General features: G+C 55.5%; 15 protein-coding genes. 5 read left to right on the forward strand and 10 right to left on the reverse strand.

Annotated features, from left to right (window positions below):
- Nucleotides 1-25 precede the first annotated feature (25 nt).
- On the reverse strand, nucleotides 26-997 hold the full coding sequence (locus tag PDUR_RS21575; protein ID WP_042208139.1) for an alpha-ketoacid dehydrogenase subunit beta: 972 nt from the start codon (nucleotides 995-997) through the stop codon (nucleotides 26-28).
- Nucleotides 994-1950, reverse strand: a complete 957-nt coding sequence (locus PDUR_RS21580) for a thiamine pyrophosphate-dependent dehydrogenase E1 component subunit alpha (RefSeq protein ID WP_156130756.1) — start codon at nucleotides 1948-1950, stop codon at nucleotides 994-996. The genes PDUR_RS21575 and PDUR_RS21580 overlap by 4 nt, the downstream gene beginning before the upstream one ends.
- A 279-nt stretch (nucleotides 1951-2229) precedes the next feature.
- Here PDUR_RS21580 and PDUR_RS21585 point away from each other — a divergent pair, with 279 nt between their 5' ends.
- The 3 genes from PDUR_RS21585 (at nucleotide 2230) to PDUR_RS21600 (ending at nucleotide 5834) form a co-directional block, all read left to right on the forward strand.
- The gene (locus PDUR_RS21585) at nucleotides 2230-3729 is read left to right on the forward strand and encodes a transposase (protein ID WP_042208141.1); all 1500 of its coding nucleotides are present in this window, start codon (nucleotides 2230-2232) and stop codon (nucleotides 3727-3729) included.
- Nucleotides 3730-4375: 646 nt separating this feature from the next.
- The gene (locus tag PDUR_RS21595; protein ID WP_042208143.1) at nucleotides 4376-4954 is read left to right on the forward strand and encodes a TetR/AcrR family transcriptional regulator; all 579 of its coding nucleotides are present in this window, start codon (nucleotides 4376-4378) and stop codon (nucleotides 4952-4954) included.
- 118 nt (nucleotides 4955-5072) lie between these two features.
- Entirely contained in the window at nucleotides 5073-5834 is a 762-nt protein-coding gene (locus tag PDUR_RS21600; RefSeq protein ID WP_042208144.1) for an SDR family NAD(P)-dependent oxidoreductase, read from the forward strand.
- A gap of 94 nt (nucleotides 5835-5928) precedes the next feature.
- On the opposite strand, the gene PDUR_RS21605 is transcribed toward PDUR_RS21600, so the two are convergent.
- From PDUR_RS21605 to PDUR_RS28930, 7 genes are all read right to left on the reverse strand, one after another.
- The gene (locus PDUR_RS21605) at nucleotides 5929-6597 is read right to left on the reverse strand and encodes an alpha/beta hydrolase (RefSeq protein ID WP_042208145.1); all 669 of its coding nucleotides are present in this window, start codon (nucleotides 6595-6597) and stop codon (nucleotides 5929-5931) included.
- 118 nt (nucleotides 6598-6715) lie between these two features.
- Nucleotides 6716-7417: a response regulator gene (locus tag PDUR_RS21610; protein ID WP_042208146.1), complete on the reverse strand. Its 702-nt coding sequence runs from the start codon at nucleotides 7415-7417 to the stop codon at nucleotides 6716-6718.
- On the reverse strand, nucleotides 7380-10115 hold the full coding sequence (locus PDUR_RS21615; protein WP_042208147.1) for a sensor histidine kinase: 2736 nt from the start codon (nucleotides 10113-10115) through the stop codon (nucleotides 7380-7382). The genes PDUR_RS21610 and PDUR_RS21615 overlap by 38 nt, the downstream gene beginning before the upstream one ends.
- A gap of 136 nt (nucleotides 10116-10251) precedes the next feature.
- Nucleotides 10252-10812, reverse strand: coding sequence for a K(+)-transporting ATPase subunit C (kdpC, locus tag PDUR_RS21620; protein WP_042208148.1), 561 nt, complete (start codon nucleotides 10810-10812; stop codon nucleotides 10252-10254).
- 11 nt (nucleotides 10813-10823) lie between these two features.
- Nucleotides 10824-12881, reverse strand: a complete 2058-nt coding sequence (gene kdpB / locus PDUR_RS21625) for a potassium-transporting ATPase subunit KdpB (protein ID WP_042208149.1) — start codon at nucleotides 12879-12881, stop codon at nucleotides 10824-10826.
- A gap of 19 nt (nucleotides 12882-12900) precedes the next feature.
- Nucleotides 12901-14595 (reverse strand): potassium-transporting ATPase subunit KdpA, encoded by a 1695-nt coding sequence (kdpA, locus tag PDUR_RS21630; protein WP_042208150.1) that lies wholly within the window; start codon nucleotides 14593-14595, stop codon nucleotides 12901-12903.
- A complete protein-coding gene (locus tag PDUR_RS28930) occupies nucleotides 14592-14681 on the reverse strand; it encodes a potassium-transporting ATPase subunit F (protein WP_156130563.1) in 90 nt (29 codons plus the stop codon). Before PDUR_RS28930 ends, kdpA begins: the two co-directional genes overlap by 4 nt.
- A 658-nt stretch (nucleotides 14682-15339) precedes the next feature.
- Between PDUR_RS28930 and PDUR_RS21635 the strand changes: the two genes are divergently transcribed.
- Entirely contained in the window at nucleotides 15340-16011 is a 672-nt protein-coding gene (locus tag PDUR_RS21635) for a DUF559 domain-containing protein (protein ID WP_042208151.1), read from the forward strand.
- Nucleotides 16012-17153: 1142 nt separating this feature from the next.
- On the opposite strand, the gene yunB is transcribed toward PDUR_RS21635, so the two are convergent.
- The gene (yunB, locus tag PDUR_RS21655) at nucleotides 17154-18302 is read right to left on the reverse strand and encodes a sporulation protein YunB (RefSeq protein ID WP_081949611.1); all 1149 of its coding nucleotides are present in this window, start codon (nucleotides 18300-18302) and stop codon (nucleotides 17154-17156) included.
- Nucleotides 18303-18642: 340 nt separating this feature from the next.
- Between yunB and PDUR_RS21660 the strand changes: the two genes are divergently transcribed.
- Nucleotides 18643-19314, forward strand: a complete 672-nt coding sequence (locus tag PDUR_RS21660; RefSeq protein WP_042208154.1) for a DUF559 domain-containing protein — start codon at nucleotides 18643-18645, stop codon at nucleotides 19312-19314.
- Nucleotides 19315-19419 lie beyond the last annotated feature (105 nt).

Raw genomic sequence — 19419 nt, forward strand, 5'->3', positions numbered from 1 at the left:
TTTTGCAAGTTATAGGCCGCAGGGTTCAGAACATCTCTTTGACGCCTTTGACAATATCCGCCACACTTGGCAGCACCAGCGACTCCAATACTTGGGAGTATGGAACCGGCGAATCCAGCGCGCCAATCCGGACGACGGGAGCGTCCAGCTCATCGAAGCACTGCTCTGATATAAGCGCCGACAGCTCGCCGCCATAGCCGCCGCGCTTCACTTCCTCCGTAACGACGAGCGCCCGGTGCGTCTTGGTGACAGACCCGAAGATCGTCTCTTTATCCAGCGGATAGAGCGACCGGAGGTCTATGACCTCGGCCTCGATGCCGTCTTTGGCGAGTGCGGCCGCTGCCTTCAGCGCGTCATGAACCTGCTTGCCATAGGTGACGATCGAGACATCGGCGCCTTCCCGCGCAATAGCCGCCGAGCCGAAAAGAACCTTGGTCATCCTTTCTGGCACTTCGCTTTTTTGCGAGTACAGCACCTTGCTCTCGATATAGACCACCGGATTGTCGTCGTCGATCGCGGTCAGCATAAGACCCCACGCGTCCGCAGCATTGGACGGATACACCACCTTGAGCCCGGGCACATGCGTCACCCACGCTTCCAGGGAACCGGAATGCTGCGCTCCGGCGCTGATGCCGCCGCCTGCGGGAAGCCGCAGCACGAGCGGAACGGAGATTTTGCCGCCGAACATGTATCTCATCTTGGCCGCCTGGTTAACCAGCCCATCCATGCCGAAAGTGAGAAAATCAATGAACATCAGCTCAGCCACAGGTCTGAGGCCCGTTGCCGCAGCACCCACCGAAGCGCCAACAATAACCCCTTCCGAAATCGGTGTGTCGCGCACCCGCTCTTCGCCAAACTGCTCCCACAGCCCTTTCGTAACGCCGAAGGTGCCGCCGTAAGGTCCTACATCCTCGCCGAGCAGAACGACGTTCTTATTCTCCAGCATTTTCTCGCGCAGGGCTTCGCGGATGCCCTCTCCATAGGTTATTTTTTTCATCTGATTCGCGCCTCCTCGATCAAATCGGAGTAAATGTCCTGCACGGAAGACTCCGGAGTGGGATATGGGCTGGCGTCGGCGAACTCCAGCGCTTCCCGGATTTCCTCATCCACCTCGCTGCGGACCGCCTCAAGCTCCTCTTCCGTCAGAATGCCGCTTCCCAGCAGATGGCTTTCGAATCTTGGAAGCGGGTCTTTTTGCAGCCAGGCTTCTACTTCCTCCTTCGGCCGGTAAGCGCCCGGATCGCCTTCAAAATGGCCATGCTGTCTGTACGTTTTAAATTCCAGAAGCGTTGGTCCTTCGCCCGCACGCGCCCGGCTCACCGCTTCGCCCACCTGCTCATAGACCGTCAGCACATCGTTGCCGTCCGCCGAGAGCGCAGGCATGCCATACCCGATCGCCCGCTGCGAAATGTCCTTGATATTCTGATGTCTTGCCTGGCTGACGGAGATGCCGTACAGATTGTTCTCGCAGACGAAAATCACCGGCAGCTTCCACAGACTGGCCAGATTCATTGCCTCGTGGAAGGTGCTTTGGTTGGTGGAAGCGTCTCCAAAAAAGCATATGCTCACCTGGTCGGTGCCTCTGTACTGCGCGCTCCAGGCCGATCCCGTGGCAATCAGGTGTCCAGCCCCGACGATGCCGTTCGCGCCAAGGATGCCCAGTTCCGCGTCCGCAATGTGCATGGACCCGCCTTTTCCTTTACAATAGCCCGTTTCTTTGCCAAACAATTCCGCCATCATGTACTTCAGATTGCCGCCCTTCGCGACGATATGCCCATGCCCCCGGTGAGTGCTGGTAATAAAATCGTCGTCCCTTAAGTTTGCGCAAGCGCCAACGGCAATGGCCTCTTCACCGATATATAAATGCACAAAGCCCGGAATCTTGCCTTCCGCGAAGAACACCGAAGCCGTCTTTTCAAACTTGCGAATTCTCAGCATTTTCCGGTACATCTCACTCAACAATTCTTTTGAAATGCTCAAGTGAATCCCTCCCTCTTATTTATAATAGCCTCTCGGCATTCGCCGAGGCTTGTGGCGTAAGGCTTCTCCTTGTGTCGATTACGTACGTTCCTCCCACATTTGCGGGGGGATTTTTCATTTCAGTGACAATCTGAATTGGAAATTCAGCTGCACATTTTTTCAAAAAACACTTGACTTTTCATAGGTCGCCTCAAAATCGCGTGAGAAGGGAATTGATTTTCTCTTACTACACCCGATTGGAGTGCTTCCATGAAACCATCCTTCGTCAGCCATACAGACTACCAGCAGTTCGTGTTTGATCGGCTTCGTCAGCATTATTCCAACGGCGCAGCCGTTCTCGTTCGTAACGATTGGCCTGTCATTTGGAAATGTTACATCTCCGACCTTTCGCATACGACATCGTTTCTCTGCGAGGGGTATTCGGCCAAAGGTCCGGCTCCTCGCGATCCGGCTTCCATGCTGCGTTCGTATTTACTCTTTCTGCTTGTCAGACCTGAAATCGGCCTTACCAAATGGGTGGATGAGTTATACCGCGTTCCGCTCTACGCCATTCTTAGCGGATTTGAGCCCGGCGATATTCCCGGTGTCGGCACCTTTTACGACTTTCTCTCTCGCTTCTGGGCTGCGGAGAAGAGCCATCTAAAGCCTAAGGTCAAACCCAGACGCCGTAAACCCAAGAGGGGCAAGAAAGGAGAGAAAGCACCCACCACCTCAACCGGAAAAGTCAAACGGCTCGTCGAACGAATTTTAAGGAACGGTATGCCTAAGCAGCACCAGCCGTTTGACCGTCTGCTGGCATTTTTCCAATCCCAAATCATCGCTGTTTCCGAAAAGTACGGCTTACTGGGGAACGCCACGGCGCTGACCATTGCCGGAGACGGCACGCCAGTTGTTACCTCCGCCTATCCCCGCAGCAAAGCGGTGTGTGATTGTCATGCCCGCGGTATAGCGAAATGCCACCACCCTCGCCTGTATTCCCAACCCGATTGCGACTCGGGGTGGGACAGTGCACGAGAGAGATACTTCAATGGATACCACCTGTACATGCTGACTGCCGCTAACAGTCCGCATGATCTGCCGTTGTACCCTAAACTCCAGCCCGCCTCGCGACACGATGCGCTGAGCTTTGTCGTTAGTACCGTGGAATTTTCGCAACGTTTCACGTTGGGCATGGTTGATAAGATGCTGCTAGACGCTGCTCACGATGCTGGCGCCATCTACGATTTGCTAGCCCACCAGAACATTCAGCCTTTCATTGACCTCAATGTGCGGGCCACCAAAAATCTCGAAACCCACAGCGACATCCGCATCTCTCCTAAAGGTATTCCGATTTGCCTGGCAGGCCTTGAGATGAAACGCAATGGCTTTGAACCGCCCCGAAAACGATTCAAGTGGATCTGCCCGCTGATGACCACGCGCACCAAATGTGCTTGTACGACACCTTGTTCGTCAGCGAAGTATGGTCGTTCTTTTCATACGGCATGTAAAGACAATCCGCGTCTCTTCCCGGAAACGCCTCGCGATTCCGAGGCTTGGAAAATCATTTACAAACGCCGTACCACCGTAGAGCGTTCCAACAAACGGGAAAAGATGGATTACAAGCTCGAATCCGGACGCCACCGTTCCACTAAGATGTGGTACATCCGCCTCTATGGGATTATGATCTGCCAACACGTGGATGCCTGGTTCGCACATCGCAAAGCTGACCTGGAACCACTGCAAACCCAATGGCTTCAAAGCGCTTCGTAGAGACCGACCTTCTTTTTCAAAAATATACCCCTATCCGGCTTCTTTGTTGCACCCATTTTTGAAAGTGGTTTTCATAACCATTCTTTCCAGCTTGAATTCAGTCCTTTTAGACCGGCTCGCCCCCCTTACTCCGAGAGCCTATTTAATAGTCCCTGCTGCTGTTTCTTGATGGAATCTCTGCTTCCCGTCAGGCGCCCCACCCCCGGATTAAATTGGCCTTCGCTTATATTAAAGATGCAATTTCCGTGCCAAAATCAAATGCCTGAAACATAAGGCCGCAGTCAAAAAATCTTTCCCAATATGGGAAAGGCTGGGAGAATGCTTCCCATTTCGGGAAGAATCGGGACAGAAGGGAATTCGACTGAATTTTTGATTAAACTGGCGGCTTATTTTTCAACAATTAGCTTCTCAAATGCCTGTTTGTACTTCTCTGCAGCTTGAACAGCCCTGTCCACATCCAGTGATGAATTGCAGCCCGCAAGGATCAATAGGGAAAGGAACGTTGCGCTTAACAAGGACCAGATTTTTATAGGAGCCACATTTTTGATAAATTGGAAATCACGAAAAATTACATAGTTGAAATTCCATGCTTGATCATGTACTATCAATGTAGACCGATCTTCATAATTGGAAGGGAAATACATCAATGGACAAATCCGCACGTGAACGTTTTATTGAAGCTACAACACGCTTAATTGAAATGCACGGCTATCATGGAACAGGACTAAATCAAATCATTAAGGAAGGAGGAGCCCCAAGAGGATCCCTTTATCACCATTTTCCTAATGGTAAAGAGGAACTTGTATCCGCTGCGATTGATCATCTCGGTCAGGGAGTTGCCGATCAAACACGAAAAATCCTTGATAATTCCAAATCTCTATCTGAGGGGATTTATTCCATATTTCTTTTTCTGGCCAAAAAATTTGACGATTCCGATTGCTTAATCGCAGGATCTATTGCATCAGTGGCATTGGAAACCTCCCATATCAGCGAACAATTGCGGGAAACCTGCAGAAGAACTTATGATTCATGGAGGTCCGCTTATGAGGAGATGTTGCTGCTGAACGGATTCTCCGCATCCCGTGCCGCTCAAATATCCACGTTGATTACAGCCTCTATCGATGGAGCGATTATATTGTGCCGCATCAACCGAAGTTCGGAACCGCTTATGCAAATTGCACGAGAAATAGGAATTCATCTCGAAAACACACAGTTGTTGGAGTAACATCATACAAGGAAATAGGGATTTATGGATCATCCATTTTCCTTGATCATTATGTAGATCGGTCTATTTATTTTTTTTGAAAATACAAAGTAAATACAATCTAAAGGAGCTGACTGTGATGAATTTGGAATTGAAAGAGAAAGTTGTAGTGGTGACTGGAGCTTCCAAAGGAATCGGTAAAGCAACTGCGAAAAAATTTGCAGCAGAAGAGGCTCATGTTATCATCACTTACGATAAAGATCAGAAGACCGCATTACGAACCGCAGAAGAAATTCAGGCACAAGGATATTCCTGTCAAGCTGTCCGTTTGAATTTAGGAAATAGTGAAAGTATCCGGAACGCAGTAACATTTATTGGCAAAGAGTTTGGCGGAATCGACGTATTGGTAAATAACGCCGTTTTTTGGGGAAGTGCCGAGCCCAAATTCGAACCATTTGAGCATACTTTGACAGACAACTGGTACTCTGTTATTGATCTAAATTTGAAAGGAACCTACCTCGTTACTAAAGCAGTTCTTCCCTATATGAGAAACCGGGAATGGGGCAGACTTGTCCATGTGTCTTCTAATCTTGCAGAAGATGGCATGCCTGGCGGAACATCTTATACAGCAAGCAAATCCGCACTCTTTGGGTTTAGTAAATCATTATCGCTTGAATTGGCTGCACAGAGTATTTTCTCGAATGTGGTTATGCCCGGTTTTACTTTAACAGAATCGAATTCATCCGTTTTCCCGCAGGATATGTTGAAAAAACATGCTGAATCAATTCCTGCCAAAAGGTTAGGCACACCTGATGATGCTGCTAATCTCATTGTTTACCTTGGTTCGAAAGCCAACAGTTTTGTGACTGGAGAAGCTGTACGGGTAACTGGGGGGAAATGATAGGAACGCCGAACAATCCGAAAGCGCCGGTCTATATAGCACTTTTACATCAAAGCTGGCAATTTTAAACGTGAAGATGCGGGGAAACCGGGAATTACTTGGTTGAGGCGCTTCGGATGAACCGATGAACCTTATCCAGGACCTTGTCTTTCTCCTCGCAGTAGCACAGCATATGACCGCTGCGTTCGACCAGCAGAACTTCCTTGACAGGAGAACCGATATGCCGCTCCAAATAGGCCGCACTCTTGGTCTTGACGAGGTGGTCTCTCGTTCCCTGCACAATGAGCGTCGGCGCCTCGATCTGCGGGAACAGGTCAAAGCTCTCCCGGACGATCCGGTTAAATTCGCGGTTGGCATGGACCGGCGTCGAGCCGAACTTGCTCAAATAATTCTTCAGCATCGCAGGGTTCCCCAGCGTCTTCACAATCTCCCCCGGATTCAGCGGGAAGACCGGTGCAGCGAGCAGGGTCAGCGATTGGACGAGGCTTTTGTAGCGGACGGCCAGACGGGAAGCGATTAACGCCCCCATCGAAAAGCCGATGACATGCACGCCCTCCCCACCCTCCGCAAGCTGCTCCAGCTCGCTCCCGGCCTGCCGGTACCAATCTTCCCGGGTGGCCCGCCGCATATCGGCCCTCCGGCCGGTGTGTCCTTGCAGCGTGAACGTATGGGTTAGATAATGTTGCTGTTTCAAATATTCCGACAGAGGCTCGATTTCAAAAATGCCCCCGGTAAATCCGTGGATGAACAGACAGCGTTCCATGATCCTACCTCTTTTCGCAGCGGTTCGGTGGTGCAATGAGTTTATTATACGCCTGCGGCTAATAGAGATACAAAAGTGCAGTTCAGGCGCCCCGCCGAATCGCCCGCTCCGGGCAGCTTCACAGATGATCGCCGTCCTTCATCCGGTATCCCACGCCCACCTCCGTAACGATGTATTTCGGCTCCGCCGGATTGGCTTCAATCTTTCTGCGGATATTGGCCATATTCACCCTCAGCGTCTGATTCTCGTTCGTATAAGGCCCCCATATTTCCCGAATCAGAAAATCATGGGTCAGCACCTTGCCGGCGTGTCTTGCTAGCAGCGTAATGATCTTATATTCGATCGGTGTAAAATGAATCTCCCTGCCATTGACCGTTACCGTGCGTTTTCCGTAATCAATGGTCATCAGGCCGATGCTGATCTTCTCCTGATCCGGGCTGCCTTCGCCCTGCCGATTGTGGCGGATGGCCGTCCGGATGCGGGCGAGCAGCTCCGAAGTGCCGAAAGGCTTCGTAATATAATCGTCGGCGCCGAGATCGAGCGCCTCCACCTTCTCCCGCTCATGACCGCGCGCCGAGACGACAACGATGGGCATGCTGCTCCACTGGCGCACCCGCCGCAGCACCTCGATGCCGTCGATATCCGGCAAGCCGAGATCAAGCAGCATGAGGTCGGGATGGTGAGAAGCCGCCAAAGAGACGGCTTCCTCCCCTTTGTCCGTCCGGAGCACCGCATAATCATTCGAGTTCAATACGGTCGAAATGTAGGTGCTGATTCCGGCCTCATCCTCGACGACCAGAATCAGGACTTTTCCATTCATTGGATGCCTCCTCCTCCAGCGGCAGAATCACGCGGAACACCGCTCCACCGCTCCGTTTATTCTCTGCCTCCAGTTTACCCCGGTGGGCTTTAACAATGGACATGCAGATGGACAGGCCGATTCCCATCCCCCGCGAGGAATCGGGGCTTCTGCCGCCGGATGCGGCATAGCTGTCGAACAGATGCGGCAGCTCCCGCTCGTCGATGCCCTCCCCGTTATCGCTCACTTCCAGCACCGCGTTATTGCCTTTTCTCATTAAGGTGACCTCGACCAGCGTATTCTCCCCGGAATGCTTGATCGCATTCTCCACAAGATTGATAATAACCTGCTCGATCAGCGTGCCGTCCATCGGCACCATCAGCAGCTCGTCGGGTACCTTGACGTTAATGTTCCGGTCCTTGAACCGGCTTCGGATTCGGCTGATCGCCTCTGCGACAATCTCCTCCGCCGCTTCCGCCGTTTTACTGACATCGACGCTGCCTTCCTTGATTCGCGTGACCGAAAGCAAATTTTCCACCATTCGGATCAGCCACTGGGAATCTTCCTTAATATGCTGAAGAAGCTGCCCTTTGACCTCTTGGTTCAAAGTATCCCCGCTCTCCAGCATCGCCGAGCTTGCCCCAAGTATGCCCGTCAGCGGTGTGCGCAGGTCATGGGAGATCGCCCGCAGCAGATTGCTGCGCATTTTCTCCTTCTCGGAGTCAAGCAGAATGCGGCGCTGCTCGTCGGACAGGCGCTGCCGCTCGAGCGCCATCGCCACCTGGGAGGCGATCATCCGCAGGAATGACCGCTGGCCGGGTCCCAGCAAAGCCCCGCCGAAGCATGAAATACCGATGACGCCCAGCACCCGGCCCTGGGAAATGACCGGCATGTAAAATCCACTTGCGCCCTGCAGCGTATCCGTTCCCGCTCCGGCGCGTTTCTGGTTGGCGAATACCCAATGCGCCACCGCCGCTTCCTCGGAGGTTTGCAGGAGGGAGGCATCCTCTCCGTCCGCGGCCAGCAAGCTCCCTTCCATTCCGTCCGCCGGATCGCTCGGATAAAAAATGACGGAACGGCCAAACAGCTTAACGATATAGCTGCTTGTCAGTTTAACGATCTGCTCCAGCTCGCGGGTGATCAGCAATTTTTTATTAATTTCGTACAGCACCTCGGTCCGCCGTTCACGCTCCACCGCCACGCGCGCCTGCATCCGGTTGCGGACCGTCAATGCGCTGGTTGTCAGGGCCACGATTAACATAATCAAGAAGGTTAACGGATACCCCGCCTGAACCGCCGAAAATGAAAAGTATGGATAAGTGAACAGGAAGTTGAACATTAAGACGCTAAGCACGGAAGCGGCCACGCCATAGGCGTAACCCGTGGTTATCCGCGAGATGATCAGCACAGATAAAATATAGACCATGATAATATTCCGGTCGCCGACATCAAGCCTGTGCAGTCCGAAAGAACAAAGGGTAGCCGCGGCCAGAATGCCCATCGCCTTCAGCGTGTCAGCCCGGGAAAAATACAAGCGATCGGCAGGCAAGCGGACCTTCGGCTTTCGGTACGGCTTCAGCCCGGCGCTGTCGGGAATGATATGAATTTCCGTCTGAGGCAGCCTTGACAGCAATTTATCCTCCAGAGCCATCTCAAACCGGCGGCCAAAGCGCTTCTTGGTCCGGCTCTTTCCAATGACGATATTCGTAATATCCGACAGCTTGGCATATTCCGTAATGGAGGAAGCGACATCGTATCCGTTCAGTACGACGACTTCGGCGCCAAGCCGCTCCGCAAGCTCCATATTGTCGCGGACGCTCTTGTCCGGGAAGCCGCCCCCTTGGTCGCTGTCCGTGCGCTCCACATACACCGCCGTCCATGGGGCGTGAAACGCTTCAGCCGTACGGGCGGTCCACCGGATGCATTTGGCGGAGGTTGGCGACGGGCTGATGCAGACCAGCCATTTGATGCCCGCGGACTTCCCGGGAGTCCGGCGCTCGGTCAAATTATCGTGGCTGATCCGGTCCGCCGCCTTCCTCATCGCGATTTCACGCAGCAGTCTAAGATTACTATTGGTGAAAAAATGATCCATCGCCGCCGCAGCGCGCTCGGGTCGATAAATTTTACCCTCAGTAAAGCGTTTGAGCAGCTCATCCGGATCAATATCGATCAGCTTGACCTTGTCCGCGCCGTCGAATACATAGTCGGGAATTGTCTCCCGGACAACGACCTTTGTAATTCCCTGGACCACATCGTTCAAGCTCTCGATATGCTGGACGTTAACGGTCGTATATACGTCAATTCCCGCCTGAAGCAGCTCCTCAATATCCTGGTAGCGCTTCTTGTTCCGTACGCCGTCCGCATTGGAATGCGCAAGCTCGTCAACGAGGATAAGCTCCGGCTTGCGCTCCAGCGCCTGATCCAGATCGAACTCACGCAGACAGATATGCTTATGCTCCACGACTTTGGGGGGCAGGGTCGGGAGCCCTTCAAGCAGTTGCAGCGTTTCCGGGCGGGTATGGGGCTCGACATAACCGACCAGCACGTCAACCCCGCGCTGCAGTTGCTCTCTGGCATCGTCCAGCATTGCGTACGTCTTGCCCACACCGGCGGCATAGCCGAAGAAGATTTTGAGCTTGCCGGTCCTTACGCCCTGCTCGGAAGGCATATCCTTCAACAGTTCGTCGGGGTCCGGGCGTTCGTCTTGATAAGATAACATGATTCACCGCCTTAAGATGAAACGGCTGCGCCGTCCTCTGGAAGCTTAAGCTTCCGATGAAACGATACGTATCGCTTTTAGGCATCCGTTTCTCACAGATTATAGAAGATCCGCAGGGCAAAAATATCCTCTTCAGTCAGAGCAGGCCGTCCAGCGCCAGATTAACCTTCAGCACATTTACCGCCGGTTCGCCAAAGACGCCGAGAAAGCGGTCCGTTGTATACTTGTCGATCATTTCGTTTACCGTCTTCACGGGGATACCTCTTGCCCGGGCGATGCGGGCGGCCTGATATTTGGCGGCCGCCGGCGACAGGTTGGGATCGACGCCGCTGCCGGACGCGGTCACAAGCTCGGCGGGAATGTCCTGCTTATTCGCCGGGTCGAGACTGCTCCACCAGGCCGCTCTCTCCTGAACCTTACCCAGTTGCTCGCTGCTGGTCGGCGACAGATTGCTTACGCCTATCGGTCTGCCGATCAGATACCGGGCTTCCGTGAATGGCTGGCCGATGAGCGCCGAGCCCGCCATACGGGAGGCGCCGTCTTTTAATTTTACCGTGATCAGACTGCCGTCCGCCTGGCTTGGCATGAGCGACTGGGACAAGGCCGTAATGACTCCAGGATAAATTATACCGCATAGCACGGTCATGACAATGAAGCTTAACAGGGCGGGACGTAATATTTTGAAGCTGCGTTTCATATCCATTCACCTCACGCGAGACCGCAAGCGGTCAGAAGTAGATCAATCAGCTTAATGGCGGCGAACGGCGCGGCTATGCCTCCGAGACCGTAGATCCAAATATTTCGTTGCAGCAGTTTCCGGGCGGGCATTTCCTTGTACTTGACCCCTTTGAGGGAAAGGGGAATGAGCAGGATGATAATAACCGCATTATAGATAATGGCCGATAAAATGGAACTTTTGGCGCTGCTCAGTCCCATGACGTTCAGCGCCGTAAGCTGCGGATAGATGCCGAAGAACAGCACCGGGATAATGGCAAAATACTTGGCGACGTCATTGGCTACACTGAAGGTGGTCAGCGCCCCCCGGGTCATGAGAAGCTGCTTGCCGATCCGCACAATCTCAATCAGCTTGGTCGGGTTGGAATCGAGATCGACCATGTTCCCGGCCTCCTTGGCCGCCTGCGTTCCCGTATTCATGGCAACCGCGACATCCGCCTGAGCGAGCGCAGGCGCATCGTTGGTTCCATCCCCGGTCATCGCCACCAGATGTCCCTTGGACTGATAATCGCGGATCAGCGCAAGCTTCGCTTCAGGTGTGGCTTCGGCCAGAAAATCGTCCACTCCCGCTTCGGCTGCGATGGCTGCGGCCGTCATCGGATTGTCGCCGGTAATCATGATCGTCTTGATGCCCATCTTCCGCAGGTCGTCAAAGCGTTCTTTGACGCCGTTCTTGACGATGTCCTTCAAATGAATGACGCCGAGCACCCTGCCGTTCCGGGACACAACCAGGGGCGTACCACCGGCGGTGGCCACCTGCTTTACAATCTCTTCACATTCCTGCGGGTAAGTTCCGCCATTCGCTTGGACGTACGCCTTGACGGCGTCCGCCGCTCCTTTGCGGATCTCGCTGCCCTGGTAATCGATGCCGCTCATTCTCGTCTTGGCCGTAAACTCTACGAATGTCGCGTTAAGCTTCGCCAGATCCCGGCCCCGTATGCCGAATCTCTCCTTAGCCAGAATGACAATGCTCCGTCCTTCCGGCGTCTCGTCCGCGAGCGAGGACATCTGGGCCGAGTCGGCCAGCTCCGCTTCGGTCACGCCGGGGACCGGGATGAATTCGCTGGCCTGCCGGTTGCCGAGCGTAATCGTGCCCGTCTTGTCAAGCAGCAGCACATCGACGTCGCCGGCCGCTTCAATTGCCCGGCCGCTCATCGCCAGCACATTGGCCCGGTTCAACCGGCTCATGCCGGCGATCCCGATGGACGACAGCAGCGCACCAATCGTGGTCGGCGCCAGACAAACGAGCAGCGCGATAATGTTCGTCAGCGATACGGGTGCACCCGTTCCCGCCTGACGGCTGGCAAAGGATGAGAAAGGCATCAGGGAAGCGCAGACGACCAGGAATATGATCGTCAGGCTGACGAGCAGGATTTGCAGCGCGATTTCATTCGGCGTTTTTTTGCGGGAAGCTCCTTCGACCATAGCGATCATTTTGTCCAGAAAGCTGTTCCCCGCTTCCGCCGTCACCCGGATGATGAGCCAGTCGGACACGACCGTCGTACCGCCGGTTACCGCGCTGCGGTCGCCCCCGGATTCACGGATAACAGGCGCGGATTCGCCGGTGATCGCACTCTCATCAACCGAAGCCGCTCCCTCGATTACTTCGCCGTCCATCGGAATTTGCTCTCCGGCCTCCACCAGCACGATATCGCCTTTCAACAGCTTGTCGGACAGCACCTCCGTATATTCTTCGCGGCTGGCCGCGGACTTCAATTTTTTAGCTCCGACCTCTTTCCTTGCGCTTCGCAGGCTGTCCGCCTGTGCCCGGCCTCTCCCTTCCGCGATCGCCTCGGCAAAATTGGCGAACAGGACGGTAAACCAGAGAATCAGCGCAATGACCAGCGTGTAGCCGGCCGCTTCATCTTGAACACCGGCAAAGGACAGCAGATATAATAGCGTTGTGAACCATGCGCCAGCGTAAACGACCAGCATAACCGGGTTTTTCACCTGAATGCGCGGCGACAGCTTCACGAAGGATTGACGGAGCGCATCATTTAAAATAGACGGCTGTTTATTATTTTCTCCCATTGTTATCACACCTCTATAATCAGCTTAAACCGCGGGTTGTAAAGTAATCGGCAATCGGTCCGAGCGCAAGCGCCGGTAAGAAGCTGAGCGCGCCGATCAGCAAAATGATGGCTATCAGCAGAAAGGCAAACATCGCGCCGCTCGTGGACAGCGTGCCTTCGCCCGCCGCCACGCTTTTCTTGCCGGACAGGCTGCCCGCTAGAAAGATCACTCCCGCCATCGGAATATAGCGCACCAAGAGCATAACGAACCCGCCGAGGATATTGGTGAACGCATTATTCGCCGCATAACCGCCGAAGGCGCTGCCGTTGTTGTTCCCAAGCGAAGTGAAGGCGTACAGGATTTCCGAAAAGCCATGCGCGCCCGAATTGGTCATCCAAGACGCCGACTGCGGCATCAGCACGGCGGCGGCGGTTCCGAGCAGCGTCAGCAGCGGGGGCGCCAGCACGATCAGGCAGACCATTTTCATCTCGAACGGCGCAATTTTTTTGCCCAGATACTCCGGCGTCCGCCCGACCATCAGCCCTGCGATGAATACGGTCAGAATAACGAAGGCAAGCATGCCGTACAGCCCGCTGCCTACGCCGCCGAACACAATTTCCCCCAGCTGCATCAAGAACATAAGCAGACCGCCCGCCAGCGGAGTAAAGCTGTCATGCATGGAATTGACCGATCCGTTGGAAGCCGCTGTAGTCGCCGCTGCCCAGAGCGCCGATGTTCCGACCCCGTGGACGACTTCTTTGCCCTCCATATTGCCCGATGAGGCCACCCCGTGTATCAAGGGCGCTCCGTACCGTTCGCTGGCCGTAATTCCAACAAGACACAGGATGAACAGAAACAGCATAGCCGCGTAAATGACCCGGCCCTGTCCCCGGTCCTTGACCGCCCTCCCGAACGACACGCACAGCGAGGCGGGAATCAGCAGAATGGACAGCAGTTGAAGCAGGTTGGAGAACGCGGTCGGATTCTCAAGCGGAAACGCCGAATTCATTCCGAAAAAGCCGCCGCCGTTCGTGCCGAGCTGCTTGATGGCGATCTGGCTTGCCGCCGGGCCGAGCGGCACGATACTTGCGGCGCTGTTCTCCAGGTTAGCAACATGCGCATAAGGGGAGAAAGTTTGCACAACCCCCTGAGAGACCAGCAGCAGCGCAAGGATCGCGGAAAGCGGAAGCAGCACATAGAGATGAATGCGGACCATGTCTTTCCAGAAGTTCCCGACCGTTCCTTGAGATTTGCGGACAAAGCCCCGGATGAGGGCGAACAGCACCGCGATGCCCATCCCGGCAGATACAAAATTTTGCACCGTGAGCCCCAAGCTCTGTGTCAGATACGACAAAGCCGATTCGCCGGAATACGCCTGCCAGTTCGTATTGGTAACGAAGCTGACCGCCGTATTGAACGCCAGATCCCAGCTCATGGCCGTCTGATGCTCCGGATTAAGCGGAAGCAGGCCCTGCACCATCAGAAGCAGGAACAAAGCGATCAAGCCGATTCCGCTAAAAATAAGCACCGCGCCCGTATATTGGCCCGGGCTCATGTCGTCGTCCTCTCTGACGCCGATAATCCGGTAAATTCCCCGCTCTGCCGGCTGCATAATCCGGGACAAGAATACCTTTTCTCCCATCATCACCTTGTAAATATACACGCCGAGCGGAACGGACAACCCCACCAGCAGTACGAGAAACAGCAGATCCTGAAACATCGCCTCTCTCATTTCCCATCACCCCAGAATAAGACATAAAGCAAATACACAAACATTGCGGCTGCGGCAAGCCCCGCGATTATAATCACCGTCGCCATTCCCGCTCCTCCATTTCGCTTCTCTTTTACGAGTTTCATATTATCAGCGAGCGCATAAATACAGTGTTAAGAAACCCGGACGGCGTATAAAGATTTCGTTAAGACGGGCGAATCGGCTTGGCGGTTCGGCTCGTCGCGCCGCCATCTGCCGATGCAGCTATGACTGTACAGCAAAAAGAGGGGCTTGATGGAACCTGCTAGAGTAGCCTTTAATGAGAAAGCGTTATATGAACGGATAAACAAACAGTACAGCCACAGTCACGATAATAATCGTCTTGTATTTGATCGTCTCGCCGATTTTGTACGGCTCCTCCACGCAGATGCCGGAGGGTATCGTAGACACAGTCCTCCCGGCTGGTTCACAGCATGCAGCATATCGGCCCTTCGGCCAGTGTGTCCCTCCATTGGTATCTGTGATAGGCGTCTATGATGGGGGATAGCTGTTCATGACGGGGGTATGAGGGGTGATTAAACGGCGAGAGCATGAACAACGGTCCTGATCGTGGCCAAACGGCGCAGGTGGCAAACGAAGAAGAAATTCGATGGTTTTTTCCCTTTTCGCTGATTCAGAACTGCATTATAATGGGGCTATGACGAAGAACGTCCCGTTTCACTCAACCGAGTGAGCCGGGGCGCTTTTTATTTTGGGGAGGAAAAAATGGACTTTAACGAAGCCTATCAGCAGTTTATTCATTATCATCTTGCACACCGGACAGGAGAACGCCAATCCAGGCTGAAAAGGGGGCATCTGCGCGCTGAATCGCTGTTTCTGGAAAAGGTCTGGTGGCCTTTGACGGGCCATATGAATGATCTGCATCCGGAGTATGAAGTGTTGGATTGGCGGGGCAGGTCTTATTTTGCCGACTTTGCCTGGCTCCCGGGATACACCAAGCTGATTATAGAAATCAAAGGATTTGGCCCGCATGTGCGCGATATGGACCGGATGAAGTATTGCAATGAATTGAACCGGGAGACCTTTCTGCACGCTGTGGGATACCAGGTGATTTCCTTTGCCTATGACGATATTGAACAGCGTCCGCAGTTATGCGTAACCTTGCTGCGCATGGTGCTGAGCCGCTACCGGCCATCGGCTGCTCCCGTCTCCAGAGCGGTGCTGGCTGAAAAAGAGGTGCTCCGGCTTGCCGTTCACGCCGCCAAACCTCTTCGGCCGGTGGATGTCGCCCGGCATTTTGAAGTAGACTCCAAGACGGCTGTTCAAATTCTGAAAAAGCTGTGCGCCAAAGGCTTACTGAACCCTGTCCGTCGTGGCAAAAGTGAACGGGCAGTCGGCTATGAACTGTCTAATGGTGTTCTTGACTATTACCTGTAACGGAAATTCTCCGGCTTAATTCTCATATTTCATCCAAAAAAGTACATTAAGGCGGAAAAACTCCAGCTTATTCTTTCCCCTGCCCCGTAGAGTTGACAAAATCGAGAAATAAACAGGAGTTTTTCCAGTTTATTTGAAAATTCAAAAGATTTCCGGCTTATAAACGGGAGAAATTCCCGTTCAATAAGGAAATCTTCGGTTGGTCTTGCCCGCCGCCGGGCCGCTCTGCGCGCCCGGGCCCTGCGTGCCGCTCCCCGCCGGAGCGCCCCAGCCGGGGCAGCGCGCCTCTCTACCGGCCGCCCGCTTCCGGCTGCGCTGGGTACGGCGCGCCGCCGCTTCCGGTGACGCCGCTGCTATTCGCGCCGCTCCCCGCCAGATTGCCCGCCGCCGGGCCGCTCTGCGCCCCCGAGCCCTGCGTGCCGCTCCCCGCCGGAGCGCCCCAGCCGGGGCAGCGCGCCTCTCTACCGGCCGCCCGCTTCCGGCTGCGCTGGGTACGGCGCGCCGCCGCTTCCGGTGCCACCGGCGTTTGCGCCGCTCCCCGCCGGACTGCCCGCCGCCGGGCCGCTCTGCGCGCCCGGGCCCTGCGTGCCGCTCCCCGCCGGAGCGCCCCAGCCGGGGCAGCGCGCCTCTCTACCGGCCGCCCGCTTCCGGCTGCGCTGGGTACGGCGCGCCGCCGCTTCCGGTGACGCCGCTGCTATTCGCGCCGCTCCCCGCCAGATTGCCCGCCGCCGGGCCGCTCTGCGCCCCCGAGCCCTGCGTGCCGCTCCCCGCCGGAGCGCCCCAGCCGGGGCAGCGCGCCTCTCTACCGGCCGCCCGCTTCCGGCTGCGCTGGGTACGGCGCGCCGCCGCTTCCGGTGCCACCGGCGTTTGCGCCGCTCCCCGCCGGACTGCCCGCCGCCGGGCCGCTCTGCGCGCCCGGGCCCTGCGTGCCGCTCCCCGCCGGAGCGCCCCAGCCGGGGCAGCGCGCCTCTCTACCGGCCGCCCGCTTCCGGCTGCGCTGGGTACGGCGCGCCGCCGCTTCCGGTGACGCCGCTGCCGTTCGCGCCGCTCCCCGCCGGACTGCCCGCCGCCGGGCCGCTCTGCGCGTCCGGGCCCTGCGTGCCGCTCCCCGCCGGACTGCCCCAGCCAGGGCAGCCGCCGCTCTACTGGCCGCCCGCGTCCGGCTGCGCTGGGTACGGCGCGCCGCCGCTTCCGGTGCCACCGGCGTTCGCGCCGCTCCCCGCGGGACTGCCCGCCGCCGGGCCGCTCCCTCCCTGGAGCGCACCGCCGCTAGAGCCCGGCGTGCTTACCCCGCCGCCGGAGGACGGAGCGGGCAGCGCAATATTCGGCGCGCTGGCGCTTCCCTCGCCTACGGGTCTGCCCTGATTGTCGTAATAGTACATCGGGACATCCCCGACGACCATCAGATAAGAGACGGGAATTTCCGTATCGACCACCTGCGGTTCCATGTCGAAAGGCACAACGACCGCCACCTCGGTAACGATATGGATGTATACTTCAACCAGGATCATATTGATTCCTGCATTCTGCTGGCGGGTATTCAGTTCGACCTTGACCGCGCCCTGCGGCTCAATCTTGATCGGAATGTCCGGACCGAAGGAAGCGATCAGCGGACTATCCAGCGCCTGGCCGAGCGGAATATGCTCGGTCTGATTATGCAGGCCGTCCAAGGTTGATTGAATTACTTCCGTCGCCTGCGAAGTAATACGCATATGCTCCGTATAGTTGAGCATAAAGCCGGAGATTTTGCCTGTGCCGTCCGTCTTCCAGTCGATCAGCTTCTCGGCGCTGCTGCCGCTTGCCACCTGGGAGGCGATGGCCTTGTTAATCGCCTCGGTCGCAACCTGCTTCACGCGGATTTGTGCCAGATGGACGATCGGCGGCGTCAGATGCCGTTCCACATAGCCGAGGCCAAGCAGCACGGCGACAAGCAGCAGCAGAAACGTCAGCAGCCAGAACCTGCGGCGGCTTCGCGGCCTGCGGCGCCGTCCGTCGGCTGCTTGCCCCAGCCTCTCGCCGCTTTCCGGCCGGCGGCTCCAGATACCCGCTGGGCGCGAAGCCCTGGCGGGCCTGGACTTGAAGCGCGCCCCGCCGGAACGCGACGCCGTCCATCCCCCATCCCCGAATCCACCGCGCCCGCCCCACGAGTTCCGGCTTACACGACGAAAAATGCCGGAGCCGCCGGACTTGAACGAGCTTTTCCGGACAGGCGGCGTAAAGCTTATCCGCGGCAGGCGCAAGGCGGATGGCAGCTGAAGCCGCCGGTTTCCCCATTTTTTTATTCTGCCCATAGCGCTCTTCCCTCCCGCCACTTCCGGCGGTCAAGCCGCCTTCTACTGTATCGTATTCGTCGACCGCCCAAAAAAGAAGAACGCTTATCCGGCGCGGCGACAAGCGTTCCATTTCGAGCGTATATACTTTTTGTAATCCATGGTACCCGTCTAGCAACAGCGAGAGCATGAACAACGGTCCTGATCGTGGCCAAACGGCGCCGGTGGCAAACGAAGAAGAAATTCGATGTTTTTTTCCTTTCCGTCATTGCAGAACTGCATTATAATGGGTCTATGACGAAGAACGTCCTGTTTCACTCAACCGAGTGAGCCGGGGCGTTTTTTATTTTGGGGAGGAAAAATGGACTTTAACGAAGCCTACCAGCAGTTTATTCATTATCATCTTGCACACCGGACAGGAGAACGCCAATCCAGGCTGAAAAGGGGGCATCTGCACGCCGAATCGCTGTTTCTGGAAAAGGTCTGGTGGCCTTTGATCGGCCATATGAATGATCTGCATCCGGAGTATGAAGTGTTGGATTGGCGGGGCAGGTCTTATTTTGCCGATTTTGCCTGGCTTCCGGGATACACCAAGCTGATTATAGAAATCAAAGGATTTGGCCCGCATGTGCGCGATATGGACCGAATGAAGTATTGCAATGAATTGAACCGGGAGACCTTTCTGCACGCCATGGGATACCAGGTGATTTCCTTTGCCTATGACGATATTAAACAGCGTCCGCAGTTATGCGTAACCTTGCTGCGCATGGTGTTGAGCCGCTACCGGCCATCGGCTGCTCCCGTCTCCAGAGCGGTGCTGGCCGAAAAAGAGGTGCTCCGGCTCGCCATTCACGCCGCCAAACCTCTGCGGCCGGTGGATGTCGCCCGGCATTTTGAAGTAGACTCCAAGACGGCTGTTCAAATTCTGAAAAAGCTGTGCGCCAAAGGCTTACTGAACCCTGTCCGTCGCGGCAAAAGTGAACGGGCAGTCGGCTATGAACTGTCTAATGGCGTTCTTGACTATTACCTGTAACGGAAATTCTCCGGCTTAATTCTCATATTTCATCCAAAAAAGTACATTAAGGCGGAAAAACTCCAGCTTGTTCTTTCCCCTGCCCCGTAAAGTAGACAAAATAGA

The sequence above is a fragment of the Paenibacillus durus genome, assembly GCF_000756615.1.
Taxonomy (GTDB): domain Bacteria; phylum Bacillota; class Bacilli; order Paenibacillales; family Paenibacillaceae; genus Paenibacillus_AQ; species Paenibacillus_AQ durus.